The organism is Phytohabitans houttuyneae, from assembly GCF_011764425.1.
In the GTDB taxonomy this organism is placed as follows: Bacteria; Actinomycetota; Actinomycetes; order Mycobacteriales; family Micromonosporaceae; genus Phytohabitans; species Phytohabitans houttuyneae.
The window spans coordinates 236355-256923 of record NZ_BLPF01000002.1; the positions used below are offsets into that span (position 1 = coordinate 236355).

21 protein-coding genes and 1 pseudogene are annotated in these 20569 nt (G+C 70.1%); 16 read left to right on the forward strand and 6 right to left on the reverse strand.

Annotated features, from left to right (window positions below):
- Window positions 1-14 precede the first annotated feature (14 nt).
- The 8 genes from Phou_RS24640 to Phou_RS24675 all read left to right on the forward strand — a co-directional run bounded on the left by Phou_RS24640 (window position 15) and on the right by Phou_RS24675 (window position 7894).
- Window positions 15-902, forward strand: coding sequence for a phytoene/squalene synthase family protein (locus tag Phou_RS24640; protein WP_173059384.1), 888 nt, complete (start codon window positions 15-17; stop codon window positions 900-902).
- A gap of 4 nt (window positions 903-906) precedes the next feature.
- Window positions 907-2061, forward strand: coding sequence for a lycopene cyclase family protein (locus Phou_RS24645; RefSeq protein WP_173059387.1), 1155 nt, complete (start codon window positions 907-909; stop codon window positions 2059-2061).
- A 108-nt stretch (window positions 2062-2169) separates the two neighbouring features.
- Window positions 2170-2628, forward strand: coding sequence for a hypothetical protein (locus tag Phou_RS24650; protein ID WP_173059390.1), 459 nt, complete (start codon window positions 2170-2172; stop codon window positions 2626-2628).
- A 107-nt stretch (window positions 2629-2735) separates the two neighbouring features.
- A complete protein-coding gene (locus Phou_RS24655) occupies window positions 2736-5039 on the forward strand; it encodes a heavy metal translocating P-type ATPase (protein WP_246273852.1) in 2304 nt (767 codons plus the stop codon).
- 155 nt (window positions 5040-5194) lie between these two features.
- Window positions 5195-6160: a hypothetical protein gene (locus Phou_RS24660; RefSeq protein ID WP_173059393.1), complete on the forward strand. Its 966-nt coding sequence runs from the start codon at window positions 5195-5197 to the stop codon at window positions 6158-6160.
- Entirely contained in the window at window positions 6160-6672 is a 513-nt protein-coding gene (locus Phou_RS24665) for a pyridoxamine 5'-phosphate oxidase family protein (RefSeq protein WP_173059396.1), read from the forward strand. The genes Phou_RS24660 and Phou_RS24665 overlap by 1 nt, the downstream gene beginning before the upstream one ends.
- Before the next feature lie 5 nt (window positions 6673-6677).
- Window positions 6678-6878: a hypothetical protein gene (locus Phou_RS24670; RefSeq protein WP_173059398.1), complete on the forward strand. Its 201-nt coding sequence runs from the start codon at window positions 6678-6680 to the stop codon at window positions 6876-6878.
- Window positions 6879-6982: 104 nt separating this feature from the next.
- Window positions 6983-7894 carry a class I fructose-bisphosphate aldolase gene (locus Phou_RS24675; protein ID WP_246273853.1) on the forward strand — a complete coding sequence of 304 codons (912 nt, stop codon included), beginning with the start codon at window positions 6983-6985 and terminating at the stop codon, window positions 7892-7894.
- Window positions 7895-8065: 171 nt separating this feature from the next.
- Here Phou_RS24675 and Phou_RS24680 read toward each other — a convergent pair whose 3' ends face one another.
- From Phou_RS24680 to Phou_RS24700, 5 genes are all read right to left on the reverse strand, one after another.
- A complete protein-coding gene (locus Phou_RS24680; protein ID WP_173059401.1) occupies window positions 8066-9379 on the reverse strand; it encodes a GerMN domain-containing protein in 1314 nt (437 codons plus the stop codon).
- A 367-nt stretch (window positions 9380-9746) separates the two neighbouring features.
- Window positions 9747-10355: a V-type ATP synthase subunit D gene (locus Phou_RS24685; RefSeq protein ID WP_173059404.1), complete on the reverse strand. Its 609-nt coding sequence runs from the start codon at window positions 10353-10355 to the stop codon at window positions 9747-9749.
- 134 nt (window positions 10356-10489) lie between these two features.
- Window positions 10490-10702 carry a hypothetical protein gene (locus tag Phou_RS24690; protein ID WP_173059407.1) on the reverse strand — a complete coding sequence of 71 codons (213 nt, stop codon included), beginning with the start codon at window positions 10700-10702 and terminating at the stop codon, window positions 10490-10492.
- Window positions 10703-10927: 225 nt separating this feature from the next.
- Window positions 10928-11401 (reverse strand): hypothetical protein, encoded by a 474-nt coding sequence (locus tag Phou_RS24695; RefSeq protein ID WP_173059410.1) that lies wholly within the window; start codon window positions 11399-11401, stop codon window positions 10928-10930.
- 98 nt (window positions 11402-11499) lie between these two features.
- The gene (locus tag Phou_RS24700) at window positions 11500-12315 is read right to left on the reverse strand and encodes a universal stress protein (protein WP_173059413.1); all 816 of its coding nucleotides are present in this window, start codon (window positions 12313-12315) and stop codon (window positions 11500-11502) included.
- A gap of 193 nt (window positions 12316-12508) precedes the next feature.
- Here Phou_RS24700 and Phou_RS24705 point away from each other — a divergent pair, with 193 nt between their 5' ends.
- The 8 genes and pseudogenes from Phou_RS24705 (at window position 12509) to Phou_RS24745 (ending at window position 20316) form a co-directional block, all read left to right on the forward strand.
- Complete coding sequence (locus Phou_RS24705) at window positions 12509-15304, forward strand: cation-translocating P-type ATPase (protein WP_173059416.1); 2796 nt, start codon at window positions 12509-12511, stop codon at window positions 15302-15304.
- Entirely contained in the window at window positions 15301-15960 is a 660-nt protein-coding gene (locus tag Phou_RS24710; RefSeq protein WP_173059419.1) for a potassium channel family protein, read from the forward strand. Before Phou_RS24705 ends, Phou_RS24710 begins: the two co-directional genes overlap by 4 nt.
- The gene (locus Phou_RS51260; protein WP_218579180.1) at window positions 15957-17213 is read left to right on the forward strand and encodes an NAD-binding protein; all 1257 of its coding nucleotides are present in this window, start codon (window positions 15957-15959) and stop codon (window positions 17211-17213) included. Before Phou_RS24710 ends, Phou_RS51260 begins: the two co-directional genes overlap by 4 nt.
- A 5-nt stretch (window positions 17214-17218) precedes the next feature.
- Window positions 17219-17473, forward strand: a complete 255-nt coding sequence (locus Phou_RS24725) for an SHOCT domain-containing protein (protein ID WP_246274067.1) — start codon at window positions 17219-17221, stop codon at window positions 17471-17473.
- Entirely contained in the window at window positions 17473-18063 is a 591-nt protein-coding gene (locus tag Phou_RS24730) for a CueP family metal-binding protein (protein ID WP_218579182.1), read from the forward strand. The genes Phou_RS24725 and Phou_RS24730 overlap by 1 nt, the downstream gene beginning before the upstream one ends.
- A gap of 208 nt (window positions 18064-18271) precedes the next feature.
- The gene (locus Phou_RS24735; protein WP_173059422.1) at window positions 18272-18787 is read left to right on the forward strand and encodes a universal stress protein; all 516 of its coding nucleotides are present in this window, start codon (window positions 18272-18274) and stop codon (window positions 18785-18787) included.
- 139 nt (window positions 18788-18926) lie between these two features.
- Window positions 18927-19570: pseudogene (locus tag Phou_RS24740) on the forward strand (response regulator).
- 488 nt (window positions 19571-20058) lie between these two features.
- Window positions 20059-20316: an STAS domain-containing protein gene (locus tag Phou_RS24745; protein WP_173059425.1), complete on the forward strand. Its 258-nt coding sequence runs from the start codon at window positions 20059-20061 to the stop codon at window positions 20314-20316.
- A gap of 16 nt (window positions 20317-20332) precedes the next feature.
- Here Phou_RS24745 and Phou_RS24750 read toward each other — a convergent pair whose 3' ends face one another.
- A complete protein-coding gene (locus tag Phou_RS24750; protein WP_173059428.1) occupies window positions 20333-20554 on the reverse strand; it encodes a three-helix bundle dimerization domain-containing protein in 222 nt (73 codons plus the stop codon).
- Window positions 20555-20569: the final 15 nt, after the last annotated feature.

Sequence of the window (20569 nt, forward strand, 5' to 3'; positions counted from 1 at the left end):
ACGGGAGGCCTGCCATGACCGGTGATCTGGAGCGGTCCTACCGGCATTGCCGGATGCTGCATCGCGTGCACGGCCGCACCTACTACCTGGCCACCATGCTGCTGCCAGCCTGGAAGCGGCGGCACGTCAGCGCCCTGTACGGCTTCACCCGGCATACCGACGACATCGTCGATCACCTCGGCGAGGAAAGCCGGGTGGACCGCGCGTTGCGACTGCGCCGCTGGTCCGAGCGGTTCACCGCGGCGCTCGACGGCGGCAGAACCGGGGACGACCCGGTGCTGCCCGCGGTGCTGCACACGATCGGCGTCTTCGGCTTGGAGCGCGAGGACTTCGTGGCGTTCCTGCGCTCCATGACGATGGACCTGACGGTGACCGGGTACGACACATATGACGACCTGCTGGAGTACATGGAAGGTTCCGCCGCGGCGATCGGCTCGATGATGCTGCCGATCCTCGGTGCCGCCGACCCCGCCGCAGCCCGCGAGCCGGCGCGCCAGCTAGGGCTGGCGTTCCAGCTGACCAACTTCATCCGAGACGTGGGCGAGGACCTCGACCGCGGCCGGATCTATCTTCCGCGCAAAGATCTGGCGCGATTCGGGGTCACTCGCGACGATCTTCACGCCCGACGGGTGTCGCCCGCCGTGCGCGACCTGCTCGCCTTCGAGATCGAACGGGCCCGGCGGCACTACGCGGTGGCCGGCACCGGAATTCCGCTGCTCACACCGACCTCCCGCGCCTGCATCCGTACCGCCCACCTGCTGTACGGTGGCATCCTCACCGAGGTCGAGCGGGCCGGATACGACGTGTTCCGCCGGCGGGCGACGGTACCGCGGCGGCGCCGTCTCGCGGTCGCCGTGCGGAGCCTGCTCGCCCGGCCGGGACGCCCGGCGCCGGTGTGGTGACACGATGGCCGATCCAGTGTTCGACGCGGTCATCGCAGGCGGCGGGCTGAGCGGCCTGTCACTAGCCGCGCACCTGGGCGCCGGACCGTGGCGCGACAGGTCGGTTCTGGTCATCGACGACTGCACCCCCGCCAGGCGACCCGCGGCCAGTTGGGGGTACTGGACCGCCGGCATCGGGCTGCTCGACGGCGTGGCCTACCGCTCCTACGCGCGGGTCCGGGTGCAGGCGGCAGGCGCTGACGACGTGGTGGCGCTGGGCCGTTACCGGTACCAGGTGGTGCGCCGTAGTGATCTGGAGCGGGTCGTCCGGTCGGTCATCGGCTGTTGCCCGCGCTTCGCGTTGCGGCAGGGCCGGGTAGAGAGCGTGACCAACGGGGCCGACGCGGCGGAGGTCGTGGTCGATGGACACACCTACCGGGCCTGCTGGGCGTTCGACAGCGTCAGCCCGGAATCGCCGGGACGCTCCGCCGACGCACGTCTGGCATTCGTGGGCTGGGAGGTCGAGTGCGCGGTGCCGTGCTTCGACGCCCAGACGCCGGTGCTGTTCGACTTCCGCATACCACAGGCCGGCCGGTCCCGATTCGTCTACGTCCTGCCGAAGGACCGGCACCGCGCGCTGGTGGAGGTGACCGAGTTCGCCGGCCGGCACGCCATCTCATCCACTGCGGACGAACTAGGCGCCGCGCTCGCCGATCACATGGACCGGTTCGGGCGCTATGAAGTGCTGCGCACCGAGTCCGCAGTGTTGCCACTGCGGGTGGCGCCGGCAGCGCGGCGGTCCGGGCGGGTGTTGCGGATCGGCGCCCGCGGCGGGTTGCTCAAAGCCAGCACCGGGTACGGGTACCAGCGCATCCAGCGCGACAGCGCGGCCATCGCCGCGTCGCTGGCACAGTACGGTCATCCGTTCGGACTGCTGCGGTCCCGGCGGCGGTACCGCCTGTTCGACGCGATTCTGCTGGAAGTGCTGGACCGCGAGCCGGCACAACTGGAGCTTGCTTTTGGCCAGCTGTTCCTGGCCAACCCGGCCGAGCGCGTGCTGCGCTTCCTGGACGAGGACACACGGCCGCTGGACGAGGTCAGGCTGGCCGCGACGCTTGCGCCGAGGCCGTACCTGCGTGCGGCTTCGACGCTTCTGCTCGCGCACGCGTCCGGACGGTAGCCGCGGCGCCGCTCCCGAACGGGACCGCAGGCGGTGGTAACAGGTCCAACGGCCCTGACCGCGACCGGACCCGGACCGCCATACGGGTAGTAGAGGTAGGAGGCGGTCATGGATACAGAGGCGGTTAGACCTCGAACTGAGCACGAAACGCTCGATCGCGGTTATCACACCGAAACGCAACGACGGCGTTCGGTTGCTGTGGGGCGGGTCCCCGTTGCCGCGCGGACCAGACATCGCCTCGCAGCGGACCCAGGGGGCATTCCGGAAGATGTGCTGGCGCATCTGGCTGACGACTATGAGCGGGCCATGTATTGCCGGACGATGGCCGAGCAGTTCCGGCGCCGCTGGTTCGCCGGCAGGGCCCGCGAGATCGCATATGTGGCCGAGCGGGCGAACCGCGGCGACCGCCGGTACCGGCGGTTGACCGCCGCACAGATCGATATGGTCGGGCGACTGCGGTGGTCGGAGTCGGGACTGGCGCAGGTGCTGGCCCGACGTGAGGAGCGCTACGTCGGCTGGATGCAGATGTACCTGGCGTTCGCCCAGTACCAACGAACGAGCCGTTGAGCACGATTTCAGGCCCTTAGACCCCCCGATGGTGGCAATTTGCCCTGACAGCCGCGGCCTGGCTGTGGGAAGCAGGTAGGTATGTGAGTGACCGAAGGAGGCACCAGGTGAGGCTTCCGCATTTGGTGTGGCAAAGGCGCGAGGTGGTCCTGTTCGCGGCGGCCGCGCTGCTGCTGGCGATCGGCGGCCTGCTGTGGCTCATGGACGCTCGCACCGCGGCGACCGCGGTATGGGTTGCCGCCACGCTGATCGGCCTGGCCCACTCCACGGTGACGCTGGTCGCCGCCGCCCGCCGCCGCCAGCCGAGCGTTGATGTGATCGCCTGGTTGGCGCTGGCTGGCGCGCTCGTGGTCGGAGAGGCGTTCGCCGGAGCGGTTATCGCGGTGATGCTGGCCAGCGGCGCGCTGCTGGAGGCCAGGGCGGCGGCCCGAGCCCGACGGGAGTTGAGCCTGCTAGCGGCCCGAGCGCCGAGGACCGCCCGGCGATACGGGCCGGACGGCTTGGTCGAGGTCGCGGTGGGTGAGGTCGTCCCCGGCGACCGCCTGCTGGTCGGCTCGGGTGAGATCGTTCCGGTGGATGGCCGCCTGCTGGGCGCGGCGACATTCGACGAGTCCGCGCTGTCTGGCGAAGGGCTGCCGGTCGAGCGCCGGGCCGGCGAAGATGTGCGCAGTGGCGTGATCAACGCGGGCCACCCCGTCGACCTGGTCGCCACCGTTCCGGCCGCGGCGTCCACGTACGCGGGAGTAGTGCGCCTGGTCGAGCAGGCTCAGGCGGACAGCGCCCCGTTCGTGCGCACCGCTGACCGGGTGGCCGTGGCGTTCGTCCCACTCACCCTGATCCTGGCCGGTGTGGCCTGGGCAGCCACCGGCGAGGCGGTGCGGGCGGTGGCGGTCCTCGTAGTGGCCACGCCGTGCCCGCTACTTCTGGCCGCACCCATCGCGATCATGTCGGGTCTGTCCCGGGCCGCGCGTGTCGGCGTCGTGATCAAAGGTGGCGCGTCGCTTGAGCGCCTCGCCGCCGGCCGCGTACTGCTCTTCGACAAGACCGGCACCTTGACGCACGGCCGGCCGACGCTTGCTGATGTTGTCACGGCTGGTCGGCTTGACGCCGACGAGCTGCTGCGCCTGGCCGGGTCGCTGGACCAGGCATCGGCCCATGTGCTGGCGGCTGCGATCGTTTCTGCCGCCCGCGGCCGCGGCCTGATGCTGCAGGCGCCGGACGAGGTACGTGAGGAGCACGGATACGGCTTACGCGGCGTCGTGGACGGTCGCGAGGTGAGGCTGGGCAAGGCCTCCTGGCTGGTGCCTGAACCGGCACCGGCCTGGGCCCAGCGCGTGCGACACCGCGCCGACCTCGACGGCTCACTCGCGGTGTACGTCGCTGTCGACGGTGAGCTCGCTGGCGCGCTGCTGTTCGAGGATCCCGTGCGGGCGGACGCGCCGCGCATGGTCAGAGCGCTACGTGCCGCGGGCATCAAGCGGATCGTGCTGGTCACCGGCGACCGCGCCGAGATTGCCGAAACGGTGGGGCGCATCGTCGGCGTCGATGCCGTGGAGGCCGATCGGGACCCGGCCGAGAAGCTCGCCATCGTGAAGGCCGAACAAGCCGCTGCCCCGACGATCATGGTCGGCGACGGTATCAACGACGCACCGGCACTGGCCGCCGCCGGAGCGGGAGTCGCGCTGGCCGCTCGGGGCGCGACCGCTTCCGCCGAGGCAGCCGACGTCGTGCTCACTGTCGACCGGGTCGACGCCCTGGCCGACGCGATCCTCATCTCCCGGCGGGCTCGTCGCATCGCCTGGCAGGCGGTCTTTGCTGGCATGGGCCTCGCGCTGGCCGCGATGGTCGCCGCCGCGGCAGGCTTGTTGCCACCTGCCGCCGGCGCCACACTCCAGGAGATTATCGATGTCGCCGCCATCGGCATCGCCCTGACCGCTCTGCTACCGGCGCGCGCCTACACGGCCGCCATGACGCCGGCGGACGTGGCCACGGCCCGGCGACTCTATGCCCAGCACGAGTCGGTGCGGCCGCTCGTGGAGCAGATCCGCGCCGTCGCCGATGATTTGAGCCCGACCCATCGGGACGCTGAACCCGTCCGGGAGCTGCTGGGCCGGCTAGAGTCCGACCTGCTGGCACATGAGCGCGCCGAGGAAGCGGAGCTGGTACCGATCTTGGCCAAGACGCTTGGCGGTGCGGACCCCACCGGTGCCATCAGCCGCACCCACGCTGAGATCGAGCACTACGTGCGCCGACTTCGCCGAGCCCTCGACGGCGCCGGCACGGCCGAGGTCACCGACCTGCGCCGCCTGCTCTACGGCCTGTACGCGATCCTGCGTCTGCACAACGCTCAGGAGGAGGAAGCTGCCTTCAGCCTCGTACCGGAGCCGGTTGCGAAGGCACCTCGTCGCTGACGGCATGGTGCCCGACCCGAGCCGGGACGAGCGGACCGCTCGACGGGACCAATGGCCCTCGCGGTTGGCGTCGCGGTAGGCACACAGTGCGAGATGGGTAGGGCGTCCAGCGGATGTCACCGGCCCTCGCCCACGACCAATGAGGCGGGTCCTATGTGGATGCGCCGGTCTCTGCCTGCCGTATTGGACCTGACCGGCGGGACGGGCGTGTGCGGTGTCTGAGTGGGTCGGCCACCTCGGCAGTGGAGGTTGCCATGGAATCCAATGTGTCGCCGGGCCGGTCCCGGCCGTATCGCCCAGCACGTCTCGCGGGGGTGGTCACCCTTCTGGCGATCCTCGTCGCGCCGGTGGCGGCCTGCTCCGGCTCGCCGTCGCCGCCCGAGCAGGCCGAACCGGGCGTCACCACGTCCGTCCCGCTCGCTACGGTCCCGGCATCGCCCACCCAGAGCGGGAAGGCCGGCGGAGCGGTGCCCGGCCGGCAGTCGGCGGCCGATCAGCTCGCGGACTTCTTCGTCGCCGCGACGCGGCTCGACGCCGACTTGCGAGACGCCGCGAAGCGGATCAATGGCGGTGTGCGCCGTGATGTCGTCGCGCTGGATCCGGCGACCGTCGCGGCGGTACGCGCCATCCGGCCCCAAGCGCTCGTCGGCACCATCCCCGGCGGGATGGAGCGGGAGCTGCTGCGATCGGTCATGCTGCTGTACAGCGAGATCGTCTCCCGCCGACTGGCGATGAACCGGGTTGTCAGCTTCGCCGCGTCCGCGCCGCTGCCCCGCGCCGGTACCGATGCCCAAGAACTGATCGACTGTTTGGGCAACGGCGCGCCGGCGGCGCGGCGGTTCGCCGGCGATCTGGCCCAGGTCCGGGCGCTGGCGTCCTCCAGCGAGCCGATCGCGGTGGCTCCGCGCGACTCGCTCGCCACCGCGGAGGTCGCGGTCCGCGCGCGGTACATCGACGCGCTCAACGGCGGCTGCGACACCTGCGGCGGCGGCGTTCTCACCCGCCTGGTGCCCGTGGTCTGGAAACGGCAGGGCGGGCTCGACGGAACCGTGGGCGGCGTGCCGTTCGCAGCGACGTTCGCCGCCGGCTCGGGCTGGCAGGTGCAACTCAACTCCTGCTAATGGAGGCAACCGTGTTGAAAGCCATTGAACGCCAGGATGCGAGCGAGATGATCTGGCGTGCGCTCGCCAAGGCCTCGTTCGCCGTCCTCAGCCATGTCACGCCCGCAGGCGAGCCCCGTTCGAGCGGCGTGGTCTTTCGCGTCGTCGACCGGCGAATGTACGTGGCAGTCGCCGAGGACAGCTGGAAGGCCCGGCACATCGCTGCCAACGGGCGGGTGGCGGTGACCGTGCCGGTACGGCGCGGCGGGATCATGTCGCTGCTGCTGCCCATCCCGCCGGCGACGATCAGCTTCGCGGGGGCGGCGGTTGTGCATCCGGCGGGTCCGCTGCCGGCCGGTCCCGTCGCGGACCAGCTCCGCCCGCTGCTGCCGCCGCAGCGGCTAGCCAGCTGCTGCCTCATCGAGATCGTGCCACGCGGGGACTTCGTCACCTACGGCGTCGGTTTGCCGCTGATGCAGATGCGGATACCGGATCTGGCCCGCGCACGGGTGCCGGTGTCCGGAAGGGAGTGATTGGCATGGAGGAGACGGACCGGAACAGGTGCCGCGGCCGCCGCGGCGGCGCCGGCGACGCCGTGTATGGACTCGGCTTGATCGGCGCCCTCGTCTACTACATCCAGGACGCTGACGGCTTCTGGTCGCTCATCCTGGGAATCCTGAAGTCACTGGTGTGGCCAGCGTTCCTCGCCTACCACCTGCTGAAGTTCCTGTCGGCGTGAACGGGGGGTCCTGCCGGTCGGCGTGCTCTCGGCCGGCAGGCCCATCGTTGCCGCCCGGGCCGGAGGTCCGGCCTTCACGGCCACCGGTCATATATCCGCGGCGCGTGCCGCAGAGGAGGTACACCGGAATGTCTCGACAGCCACTACGCGCGCTGGGCCTGGCCACCGGCAAGAAGGCCCGGCTGCATCGGATCCTGCACACATTCGGGTTGGCCAACGGTACGGCGCTGTTCCTGCCGTACGACCAAGGGCTCGAGCACGGGCCGCGAGACTTCTTCACCAACCCGGCGGCCAGCGATCCGCGGTACATCGCCAAGTTGGCGGTAGAGGGTGGGTTCAACGGCATCGCCATTCAGATCAGGCTGGCGGAAAAGTTCTACTGGGACTTCGCCGGCGAGGTCCCGCTCATCCTCAAGCTCAACGGGAAGACCGAGATTCCGCCGGACGCGTCGGCCCTTTCCCCTCTGAACGCGAGCGTGGAGGACGCCGTGCGGCTGGGCGCGGATGCCGTCGGCTACACCCTTTACGTGGGCACGCCGGTGCAGGAGCGGGACTTTGCGCAGTTCCAGGCGGTGCGCCGGGACGCCGAGCGGTGGGGCATGCCGTTGATCGTTTGGGCGTACCCGCGCGGTTCGGCGATCGCGGCCAAGGGTGGCAAGAATTCGTTCTACGCCGTCGACTACGCCGCGCGGACCGCGAGCGAGCTGGGTGCCGACATGGTGAAGGTGAACTTTCCCAATCCGCTCAAGCGCACCGGAGTTCCCGCGCCGTACGAAGGCGAGTACTCGGCGCAGGATGCGATCAATGCGGTGGTTCGCTCCGCTAACCGGAGCATGCTGCTGGTCTCTGGTGGCGAGAGGGCCGGCGATGAGGCGATGCTGGAAAAGGCTCGGCAGTCGATGGAAGCCGGCGCGACAGGCCTGATTTTCGGCCGCAACGTCTGGCAGCGCGAGCACGTCGAGTCGCTGCGATTCGTGACCCGCCTTCGCGAGACCCTCGCCAAGTACCCGGTCTGAGGGAGCGCTCTGGCCGACACTCGTGCGGCGTCCGGATCGGGACGGGCGCCGCACGGCTGTCGAAGGTCAGCGGTAGACGTGCACCGGCATCCCGATCCGGAGTTGCGACCACAGCCGGTCCATGGGCGGAACGGCGAACAGCCGATCCGCCTTGGAGGCGTGACCGTCGCGTCACGGGTGGAAGACGTTGACCACCACACGGTCGGTGTGGCCGGTGGCGTTGATGGCGGTCAGGCTCATCCGCGCTAGTAGCGGTTCGTCGGCGTAGCGCCAGGTGAAGACGAACTCGCCACCGGACCGGCTTGCCGTGCCTAGCAGTCGGGTGGGCGGGCTGCCAGGAGTGAGCGGGGTCAGGTTGAAGTGCACCCGGGTGGTGTTCTTGGCCTGCACCACGAAGGTGATCGTGCCGCGGCCGGTCGGCATAACCCACCCGTTGCGCGCCACGGTGTCCGGCGGTTCGACGTCCAGGTCCCGAAGGGCCGGTCGAGCCGTCGCCCGCACGCTGAGCACCGACGGGTCGGCGGGGACGCCAGCGAAGCGGACCTTCACGGCCGTGGCCTTGGCGACCTGGCCGTTGACGGCGGAAAGCTCCGCGGCGACCACCCAGCCTACCGGCGCGCTGGGCGCGGTAAAGCGGACCTGGCCGGTGTACGGTCGCAGCTCGTCGCCGCCGCCGATCACGTAACCCTCGCCGAGGCGCCGGACCGTCCCGTACCGGTCCTGCACCACGCGGACGTTGACGTGGCCCTCGAAAGCCCACGCGGAACCGCTGATGGTAAGCGGTGACCGCGCGACCGGGTAATAGTCCGGGTTGACGGCGCTCTTCGGCGAATCCACCTTGATGGTGTCGGTATTGACCCCCAGAACGGTGAAGCCGGTCGCGGAGCCGCCGAGGGTCACCCGGGTGATCGGGCCGCTGGTCGCTGTTTCGGTCCCGGCGATCCGGGTGCGGAAGTCGGAGGTGACGATAAAGTCGCTACGCCACCGCGTCGACCCCGGCGCAAGGTTTCGCATGCCGACGACCCCGGTGAGAAAGTCCGCAGCCGCCCGCCGCGCGTCGGTGAGCCCGGCGCGCTGGCCCACGGGCGGCACCATCTGCAGCCATTCATAGAACGCGGCCACGTCACCGTTGAGCGAGTACACGGTGGTGCGCACCGTGTCGAACTGTTTCAGTGTCGCGTTCAGCTCTGCCAGTAGCGCGGCGCTGCCAGCACTGGAACTCGCGTTGGGGATCACCTTTCGCAGGTCGCGAAAGTCGGCGTGTGCCGCGCCGTTGGCGATGCGGACACTGCGCAGCATCCCGGCGGTCGCGGGGGAGAAGTGCGACCAGTAGCCGCTGTCCTGCTCGGCGCGGGTGGGTCCGGCCAGCAGCGCGGTCAGTGCCGCTGTGGCCACTTTGGTGGTACGCGGGACTGTGCGGTTGACCGCCACCACAGTGTCCGGGTCGGTGTCCTGACCGAGGTGGAAGAAGACCTTGACGGTCATGCTGGCAGGCCTGGTGGTCGGCGTCGGGCTATCCGAGGGATTGGGTGTCGTGGTGGGGACGCCGGCGGTGGCGTCGCGCCTTCGGGCCCGCCGTCGCCGACGAAAAGCCAAATGCCGCCTGCGGCGAGCAGCACGGCCAGGAACGCACCGGCCACCGCGAAGTGGCGCCGGTGCCGGGTGAGGATGTTCATGGCTTGTCTCCTCCTGCTCCGGAGAGGCGGAGCGGGCGCACCGCTGCCTGATCGGGCGCGGGCGGCCCGGGTACGACACCTCCCCACTTGACACCGTGCGCCGCACGAGCCACAGGCGAGCACGGTCGGAGGACCCGACGTGCGGGGACCATCGGGCACCGTCAAAGCGACGAACGTCAGCCGCGAGACGCGTCCGCCCAGCGCATCCGCACCGCTTCGGCGCGTTCGGCCTCCTCCAAGCGCTGGATCAGGACTCGGAGCGCTTCCTCAAGCCGCGGTATCCAGCGCTGCGTGATGGCCCTGCGTCGGCGCTGGGTGGCCGTCACCTCCACGCGGACCGCCTGGTACGCCGCTTTCGCAGCCGCGTGAGCCACCGCGGCGTCCACGGCTTTCTGGTACGCCGCCGCGGCCGCCACGGTGGCGGCGGTGCCGGACCAGCGGACACCCGCCGGATCGGGCACGGCACGGCAAGTGGCCGTGGCCGGATAGCGCAAGCCCATCACAGTGGTCCAGCTTATGTCTACTTCGGACGGTGGCCGGGCGGCCGTCTGGAGCTCCCGGCGGCCGCCCAACAGCGCGGCGCGCAGGCCCCAGGTGTCGGCGGTACGCCACGCGGTCTGCCATGCCGCTTCGGTGCCCTGTGTCCGTGCGCGGAGCCGTTCCTGCTCGCGGTGCAGGATCCGCAGCTTGCGGTCGAGGAGATCGGCGGCGAGACGGGCGGACTCCAGCCGCCGAAGGAGCCACAGGCGGCCGGCCCGGCCGGGCGGGATCCTCAGGTTAGGCATCCTCGTCGCCTGCCAACCTGGTGTCCAGCAGCGCGGCCGGCAGCATCGTCAGCTCATGGCGTGGCAGCACGGCCAGCGCCAACGACAGGGCCGGCCAGCGTGGGTCCGCGGGACCTTCGGCCCGGCGGTGTCCGCTAGGCCACCGAGCTCGTGCCGTTGTCCTCCTGCGATGGAGCCTTTCCGTCTCGCCTTTCGCGCTTCCGCTCGGCTCGCCGCACGTCGTCGTACAACGCGGCACCGACAAAGCGGGCGATCGCGTTCGCCTGCCGCTGCGACGGCCGGTCGCGCTGGGCGGCCGCGTCGTGCTGTGCCTCACGGTTGGTGTCGAAACGCTCTTTCTCGTCCACGGCGCACCTCCTCGGTGCAGAACACCATGGGGCGGGAACCGGAGGGGTTCGCCGCCCACACACTCCAGCGTGCCTCCGGGGGCTGGCGCTGGCATGTGCCATCGGTCCCGGAAAGCCAGGACCAACCGGCCCAGCTGGTGGCACGGTGGTACGCGGCCGCCCCTGCTGCATCACAGGGAGTGCGCGGTCGCGGTGGTCCGGCCCCGCCGCCGTGTGACCTCCGGTTCATCCGGCGGGGTAGCTCGGGTCGTCGACGGTCACCGCGAGGAACAGGTCGGCGTCCTCCAAAGGTATGTGCGGGAACCGGTCGGCGTGGATCCGTCGAGCCCTCCGCCAGTCAGGCTGTCCCAGTGCGAGCAGGCGTCCGCGACCGCGGTACCACCGGCGATGCAGCAGCACCTGGACCGGCTGTGGGCGCTGGAACGCGAACCACCAACGTCCGGTGTCGGCCATTGTGATCAGTGTGACCAGTTCGTTGCCGGCGTGGGCGTACCGCAGCGGCACGCTGAAGCGGCGCGCCGTGGCCGGATCGGCGAAACGCAGCTCGCACACGGAACCGTCGATCAGCCGGTGGAGCACATGGGCCAGTAGCACCGGGTGGATGAGCGTCGCGAGGCGGCGCGGTTGGCGGGGCCTCCGTGCCCGCCGTGTGGTCGTGCTGGGCGCCGCCGGCGCGGCCTCCCAGATAGGCATGGACATCGTCCTGACCTCCTTGTCAGTTCCGAATACACGCTTGTCCGAGCCGCGTTCCGGTACCAGGCGTGTCGGCCCGGACCGGCTGGGCATTCGTCCCACGCTCAGCGGCTCGTCTGGCGCACGACGCACACCGCGCAGGGAGCGTGGTCGAGTAGGACGCGGGCTACTGGGCCGAGCAGCTGGGGTGAGGTTGTGCCGAACCTGTTCGCGCCCACCACGACGAGTCCGGCGTCGGCGGCGGCCTGCAGGAGCGTCCGCGCGGGGTTCACGTCGTACAACGCCATCCGCTGCACCGGCACATTCGGATATTTTTCCGTCCAGCCGGCCAGTGTCTCGGCCAGCAAACGGTCGGCGGTCGTGCGTGCCTGGCAGAGGTTGTACGCGAACGGGTTGATGTCGCTGAGGGCGGTGCCGGGGATACCGGACCAGACATGGACGGCCACGAGCGGTACGCCCCGGAGCGCGGCCTGCTCGAAGGCGAACCCGATCGCCTGTTCGTCGTATGGGGACATGTCGACGCCCAGCAGCACCGGGCCTCCCGCAGTCTGGCCCACCGCCGCGGGCACCACCATGGCAGGGCAGAACGTGTGCGCCGCCACCTGATAGTGCCGTCCGTTGGCCGCGTCTCGGCCGACGACCACCAGCGTGGCCCACCGAGACTCGTCGATCAACCGCTCGGTGATGTCGCCGTCGAGCACGCGAGTGGTTATGGCGACCTCGGGCCAACGGGCGCTCAGCCGGCCGACGACGGCGGTCAGATAAGGGCCAAGGCCTCCCGACATCTCGCTGGCAGCGCTGATCAGCTGCAGCGGACGGTGTCGCAGGCGCGCCTCCTCGGCGGCAAGGCTGGCCGTCGCCCAGCTTGCGGCGGAGCCGTCCACGGCGACGACGACCCGCTGCCCTAGTGTGTCTCGCATGGCCCACCTCCTTACCTCGTAGCCTGCGTCGACGCGCGGGCGACGGGCAGGGGCGGTCGGCCCTTGGTGGTGGCCGATGAGCCTGCTGACCGCGCGGACCCCCGGCCGTCCGCGCGTCATGGCGTGACGGATGTCCCTGTGGCGGGGTCTTTGGACCCTGGCGAGGGCGGCTGGACCGGCACAGCCTGGCGGTATGGCATCGGTGACCACCCCGCTCCCGGTCGGTCAGGAGTTGCCAGCCGGTGGTATTTCCGTACAGGCGCTGGCGACGCCGGACGTGTACGGGGCGACGGGCTCAGCACCGCACGGCCTGTCCTCCGCCGAGGTGGCCCAGCGCCAGGTGACCGCCGGCGCCAACGAACTGCCTCATCCGGGGCGCCGCCGGCTCTGGCGCCGTTTCGCCCGCCAGTTCACCGACCTTTTCGCGGTCGTTCTCGAGGTGGCGGCCGGGATCACCTTCCTGGCATACATCCTGGGGGAGCCGCGAGACAGAGGCACCTTCCAACTGGCCGTGGCAATCCTCGGCGTGGTGGTCCTGAACGCGATCATCGGGTTCACACAGGAGTACTCGGCGGAGCGTACCGCGGAGGCGCTCCGCGCGATGGTGCCGCACACCTGCCGGGTCTTGCGCGACGGCGTCCGCCGCGAGATAGCGGTACGCGACGTGGTGTTCGGCGATGTCGTCCTGCTGGAGGCCGGTGACGCGGTGCCAGCCGACTGTCGCCTGGTCGAGGCGCGCGATCTCGCTGTGGACAACTCCGCACTGACCGGCGAGAGCCGGCCTGTCCCGCGTACGGCGCAACCAGTGCCGGAGAGAACACCGGCACTGGAGGCCGCCAACCGATTGTTCATGGGTACCTCCATCGCCGCGGGAAACGGGCGCGGGGTGGTGCTGGCAATCGGCGCGGCGACCGAGTTCGGCCGAATCTTCAGGCTCACCTCGGCGGCCCCGTACGCCACCAGCCCGCTGCAACGCCAGATCGCCACCATGGCTCGTTGGGTCTCACTGGTCGCCCTGGTCGTCGGCGCCTCGATGTTTGTGGTCCGGCTACCGTCGGGCCAGCCCACGGTGGCCTCGTTCGTGTTCGCGCTCGGCGTGATGGTGGCGCTCGTGCCGGAAGGGCTGCCGGCGACGCTGTCGGTGTCGCTCGCGATCGCAGTTCGGCGGATGGCCCACCGGCAGGCCCTGGTAAAACGGCTGCTCGCCGTCGAAACCCTAGGTTCGACCACGGTGATCTGCACGGACAAGACCGGCACCCTCACCAAAGCGGAGATGACTGTCACCCGGCTGTGGGCGGGTGGCCAGACGCACGCCGTCTCCGGTGTCGGCTACGCGCCGACCGGGACTGTGACCGACCCAACCCCAGTGCGCGAGATGTTGCGGGTGGCGGCGTTGTGCTGCGATGCGCGGCTGGTGCCTCCGGCAGGCCCGGTGGGCTGGCGGGTGCTCGGCGATACCACCGAGGGCGCGTTGCTCGCCGCGGCGGCCAAGGGCGGTCTCGACCTGGAGGCGGCGGAGGCCGCGACCCCTCGGGTGAGTGAGTTCCCCTTCGACTCGACCCGCAAGCTGATGTCCACAGTGCACCGCGTGGGCGGCGGGTACGCCGCCTACGTCAAGGGGGCGCCGGGCGAGGTACTCGGGCGCTGCACCCATGTGGACTGGCGGGGAGAACGGCAGCCTCTCACCGGCGCGCTCCGGCGGGCGGTCGCCGACGCGGGGGATGCGATGGCCGCCGACGGCTCCCGGGTACTGGCCGTCGCCGAGCGTACTCTCGACGACCCACGCCCGTCCCGGGACGTCGCCGAGTCCGAACTGACGCTGCTGGGTCTGACCGCCATGACTGACCCGCCACGTCCCGATGTCGCCGGTGCCGTGGCCGACTGCAGACGGGCCGGCATCCGCATCGTCATGGTCAGCGGTGACCACCCGCTGACCGCAGAGGCGATCGCGCGGCGGGTCGGGATCGTGCGTGGCGGTGTACCGACGGTGGTGACGGGGGCGCGGCTGGACAGGATGGACGAGACGGCGTTGGACGCGTTACTGGCCGTCTCGGGTGACCTGCTTTTTTGCCGCGTCAATCCCGAACACAAGATGCGGGTGGTCAACGGGCTGCAGCGCCGAGGCGAGGTCGTGGCGGTCACCGGCGACGGCGCCAACGACGCGCCCGCGCTCAAGCATGCCGACATCGGCGTCGCGATGGGCGCCTCCGGTACCGACGTCGCCCGCGAGGCGGCGGTCATGGTGCTGCTGGACGACTCGTTCGCGTCGATCGCCGCCGCGGTGCGGTTGGGCCGGTCGGTGTACCACAACATTCGCAAGTTCCTTGTGTACGTCTTCAGCAGTAACGTCGGCGAACTGGTTCCGCTGCTTGTCGTCACGTTCGCCGGCTTCCCACTGGTGCCGCTGCTCGCGGTTCAGGTCCTCGCCATCGACCTCGGCTCGGACGTCCTGCCGGCGCTCGCACTCGGTGCCGAGCCCCCGGAGCCGGACGTGATGGACCAGCCACCCCGCTCCCGCAGAGAGCGGCTGATGTCACTCGCGGTCGCGCGCCGGATCCTCTTCCTTGGCGGCATCCAAGCGGCCGGCGTCACGTTCGCGTTCTTCTGGCACATACACAACTCGGGTGTTCCCTTCGACGCCCTCAGCGAGGACCACCCGGTCTACCGTGAGGCGCTCACCATTACGCAGGCAGGCATCGTGCTCAGCCAGTTTTTCGTCGCGCTCGCCGTGCGCACGGACCGGCAGAGCGTGCTCCGTGTCGGTCTGCTGTCCAACCCGGGCCTGCTGGCTGCCGGAGGGCTCGGGCTGGCGTTGATGGCCGGGATCAGCTACCTCCCGCCGCTACAGAGCATCTTCCACACCGCTGCGCTGGACGCCGCGGACTGGGCGCTCGCGGCCGCGTTCGGCCTGTTGTTACTGGTGCTGGAGGAGTTGCGGAAGTGGTGGCTGCGCCGCCGGCAAAGCAGAAAGGAGGCGAGGACGTCATGAAGGTGATCGTCGTAGGATGCGGCCGCGTGGGCGCCGCATTGGCTACGTGGCTGCGGGTCGAGGGCCACGACGTCCACGTCGTGGACCGCGAGCCCAAGGCCCGGCGGCTGCTGCCAGCCAACTTCTCCGGCGAGTTCCGCACCGGCAATGGTTACAGCCGGGCGGTGCTGTGTGCGGCGGGCATCGAGCACGCGGACGCGTTCATCGCGGTGACCTCCGGCGACAACAGCAATATCGTCGCGGCCCGCACCGCCAAGGAGTACTACCGCGTGCCGATCGTCATCGCCCGCATCTACGACCCGCGCCGGGCGGACATCTATCGCGACCTGGGCATCCCCACCGTGGCCAGCGTGCGGTGGACAGTCCAGCGCATCCACCGGATGTTGGCGCACCGCGACCTGAGCCCGGAACTGACCTTCGGCAGCGGGGAAACGATGTTGGTCCGCTCCGAACTGCCGGCCTGGTTCGCCGGCCGGCAACTCACCGAGCTCGAGGTCGATGGGGAGGTTCGCCTCGTCGAGGTCACCCGGGGCAGCCGGTCGTTCATTCCCACGGCCGTCGAACCGGCGAACCCCGGCGACCGGATCTCCTTCATCGCGTCCGCGGCCGGGATGCGGCGGCTGCAGGCGCTGCTGGACAAGGAGTGGTCCCGATGAGAGCGCTAATCGCGGGAGCCGGCCGGCTGGGCCTCCAGATCGCCGACGCGCTCGGCGGCAGCGGTTACGAACTGACCATTGTGGAGCGGGACGACGAGCGGATCGCCGAGTTGGAGCGCCGGCTCCCCGGCCGTCTGGTATCCGGCGACGCCTGCGAGCCCGCGGTGTTGGAGGACGCAGGAGCGCGGGTCACAGACCTCCTCGTCGCCACGACCGGCGAGGACGAGGACAACCTGGTCATCAGCCTGCTCGCCAAGCGGCAGTTCGGTGTGTCGCGGGTCGCCGCCCGGGTCAATGACCCGGACAACGCGTGGCTGTTCGACGATCGCTGGGGGGTCGATATCGCCATGCCCGTCGCGGCGCCGCTCATTTCACTCATCGAGGCCAGTGGCACCGCTGAGGGCCGGATGCGTCCGGCGGCTGCGGCCCAACAGGGCCAAAGGCCCGTCCGGGAGACGCCGTTGGACCCGTGCGGTAGCGTCCGGGCGGCCCTTGGGGGCGGAAGCCAGGCGGCGCAGGCTGGTGGTGACAGATCCGCCGAACCGGGAGGCCGCCATGAGACTCCAGACCACGCCAGAACCGCGGCGGGTGGCCACGCTGACCCTCGAACGGCCTGCCATGCCGTATGGGGACCAGCCAACCGCACCAGCATGTCGTCCGGCGGCCGCGCCGCGGCACCAGCGTGCGTCCCGCCACCCGGCTTGGCGCCTGCGCTGCGTGAAGCGATGAGCGCACCGGTTGGCGGCCAACTGGCCTTGCGGGTGCTGGTGACCGCGGCCAGTAAGCACGGCGCCACCGCGGAGATCGCCGAGCGCATTGCCGCCGCACTCCGCTCCGCGCTGCCCGCCGCCGAGGTGGACGTCCAGGTCCCCAGCAAGGTCACCACCCTGGAGCGGTACGACGCGGTCGTGCTGGGCAGCGCCGTGTACGCGGGACGATGGCTGGACTCCGCCCGCAACCTCGCGGTCAAGCACAGCGCCGAATTGGCGCGCGTACCAGTGTGGCTGTTCTCCAGCGGGCCAGTCGGCGACCCGCCCAAACCCGACGAGGATCCGGTCGACGCGGCGCCGCTCGTCGTGGCTACCGGCGCCCGCCAACACGCCGTGTTCGCCGGGAAGCTGGAACGGCATCATCTGCGCTTCGCCGAACGCGTGGTCGCGACGGCGTTGCGGGCACCGAGCGGGGACTTCCGCGACTGGGCCGCCATCGACGCCTGGGCTAGCCGTATCGTCCAGGAACTACAGAAGGTGTGACGCTGATGTACTGGTATGACCACGGCATGGATGGCTGGGGATACGCAGCCATGGCCCTCAACATGGTGCTCTTCTGGGGCGTTCTGATTGCTGGCGGCGTCCTGCTGTACCGCTGGCTGCACCGCGATCAGCCGGTTGGCGAAAGCCAGCCGCGCCTCGTCACGTTCACCGCCCGGCGCCTGCTGGCCGAGCGGTACGCCCGCGGCGAGATCGACGATGAGGAGTACCGCCGACGCCTGACCACACTCGGCAGCCACTGATGAAGGCCATGCGAGGCGTCATCATCATCGCCGCCGCTGCGGCGCTGGCCGTCGCCGGATGCTCGGCCACCTCGCCACACGAGTCGGAACCGCTCCCAAGCAGCGACAAGATTCTGGCCGCGCACGGCTTGGACGGCCTCGACGCACGCCAGGTGATCGACCGGCTCGACCGTACGCCGGTCGACGCGCGTCCACAGGATCTGCGGGCCTCTGTACGTCCGGGGCAGCTTCTGCTATCCGACTCCGGCTCCGGCGCGTCGATGGCGCTGGACCTGCCCGCAGGTCAGTTCTACCTGTCGCTGGCTCCCTACCTCAGCACCACCCACGATTGCTTCTTCCACAGCCTCACCACCTGCCGAGGTGAGCTCGCGCGGAAACAGGTTCACGTGTCGATCAGCAACCGAACCACGGGGCGGCTCCTGGTCGATGAGAGCACGACGACATTCGACAACGGCTTCGTCGGCTTCTGGCTGCCCAGCGGCATCGACGTCACCGTGCGGGTCGACTTCGAGGGGCGGACCGCCGCCGCCGACGTGTCGACCGGACCCGGCGAACCCACCTGCGTCACAACGCTCCACCTGACCGCGTAGAGCGTCCGGCACAGGGTATTGGCTACGGTGTCGGTCACCGCGGGCGCGCCGTGAGCCGCGCGGGCGCGGGGACCGGCGAAAGGTGGTTACGGGACCTTCGGGCGCCGCGACGGACGGTCGTCCCTCGCCCGTGGGCCCTCCGCCTCTGTGACCGGCTCTGGCTCTCGAAATAGCGTCGAGACGCGGTCACCACATGAAGGAGGATGCCATGCCTCGCCAGATCGCCGGCCGGGTCGTCGTCGGAGTCGATCTCTCGCTCGCCGGCTTGCGGGCGCTGCGCCTCGCGGTCGCGGAGGCCGGCCGCCGCGGCGTCGCGGTGCACGCGGTTCGGGTGTGGAACTGCGACTCCTCCTGGCAGGACGACGCCGCCGGCTGCACTGAGGAGATCGGCGAGCAAGCGCGGGCTGAGGCGGTGGCCGCGTTCGATGCCGCCATGGGCGGCATCCCACACGACGTGCGAGTGGTCATCACGCCCGTCGTCGGGCGACCGTGGAGTGCACTGGTCGACTACGCCTACCGCGACAACGACCTGCTGTACGTCGGCACGTCCCAGCGGCACTGGTGGCGGCGGCTGTTCCGGCCGTCGACCGCACGGTACTGCGCCGCCCACGCGTCCTGCCCCGTCGTCGTTGTTCCGGCCGAGTCCTTCGTACGCAGCGCCGCCGGCCGCCGGCAGACCCGGGCCATCATCCGCGAGCTCTCATCGCGGTCGATGACCACCTGACATACGAGTTGGATGACACGGATCTGTCCAGCTCTCAGTGGCACCGGTCGCACCCGTTCAGCACCCACGGGACCCTAGGCCTGGGACCCCACCGGCCCGGCTCTGTGACAACGGGTCCAAGAATGGGTACAAAGGTGGGGTGATTAAGGTCTTCCTCCTCGACGACCATGAGGTCGTCCGCCGTGGTCTGGCTGATCTGTTGCAGGCTGAGGGCGATATCGAGGTGGTGGGGAGTCCGGGTCGGCGCAGGAGGCCGCTCGGCGTATTCCGGCGTTGCGGCCGGATGTGGCGATTCTCGACGGTCGGTTGCCGGATGGTAGTGGCATTGATGTGTGCCGGGATGTGCGGGCGGTGGACTCGTCGATCAAGGGTTTGATTCTGACGTCGTACGAGGACGACGAGGCGTTGTTCGCGGCGATCATGGCGGGTGCGGCCGGGTATGTGTTGAAGCAGATTCGTGGCACGGATCTGGTGGATGCGGTGCGGCGGGTGGCGGCGGGGCAGTCGTTGTTGGATCCGGCGGTGACGGCGCGGGTGCTGGAGCGGATCCGGCATGGTGTGGAGGAGCCGCGTGAGCTGAAGTCGTTGACGGAGCAGGAGCGGCGGATTTTGGAGTACATCGCGGAGGGTCTGACCAACCGCGAGATCGCGGCGAGGATGTTCCTGGCCGAGAAGACGGTCAAAAATTACGTCTCCAGCCTGCTGGCCAAGCTCGGCCTGGAGCGCCGCACCCAGGCCGCGGTGCTGGCCACCCGCCTGCTCGGCGAGCACAAGCCACAGTGAACGACTGCGGGCCAGGAGGTCGCTGAAACCGCCGACACCACGGTCGCGCCGACTGGGATCGGTTCGCTGCCTGGCGACAGGACTTGCTGTTGTCGGCGATGAGTGACGCCGTCGAGACAGCAGCTCCGTGCGGAGCAGGCCGAGCTTGAGGTCTGCCGTGGCTTGGGCCGGGACCTGGATTGGCGCGGGCGCCGTCCTGCCAGGCGCTCCCGCCACCCGTGGGCCGGCCCTGGCCCTCGGCGAGGCGCTGGGCGCTCCAAGGGTCGGAGGTCACTCGAGACGTGGGCCGATGGTCTCTACCGCGCCCGCGTGCAGGGACATGAACTGGTAAGGCGGACCCGAGCGAGGGAGGGCGGAGTGATGTCACATACGCCGGACGCCTCCGTGCACGCCAGCGGCTGCCGGTTGCCACACACGCGGTGCATAACGACGAGGGCGGCCACCGGTCTATCAGGCGCGACCTTTTCCAACCTGGGCGGGTGAACGGCATGACTCCAGAGGACCTCACAGTGGGCTACACGATCCACGGAAACACGACCGTTGTGACCGTGCAGGGCCAGCTGGACAGCGAGGCCTGCAGGCTGCTCGCCGACAGCCTGGAGGCGGCACAGTCGGTGCGCGGGCGCGGGCCGATCGTCGTCGACCTGAGCGGTGCCGGTCGCCTCGCGCCAGCGGCGATGGTCTACGTGGCCCAAGCCGCGCGAGACGCCGCCCACGCCGGACGGGATCTGACAGTCCGGTTCTAGACGGGCACCGAACAGGTCACGGAATACCGCCGTCCCTGCCATGGTCGTCGAGCAGTTCGCGGGCCGCGTGTTCGGCGAGTACCGGCACGTAGGTCTGTATCCGGGCGCCGGCGAACCGGGCGTACACCTCGTCGACGACCTCTCTGACCCGTTCCGGGCTGCGTATGCCCGCGTACCTTGCGGTCAAGCGGGCGAGCAGACGCTCCCGCTCCTGGCTCATCAGAAGCGCCGCTGGCATGGCCGATCCTTTCGC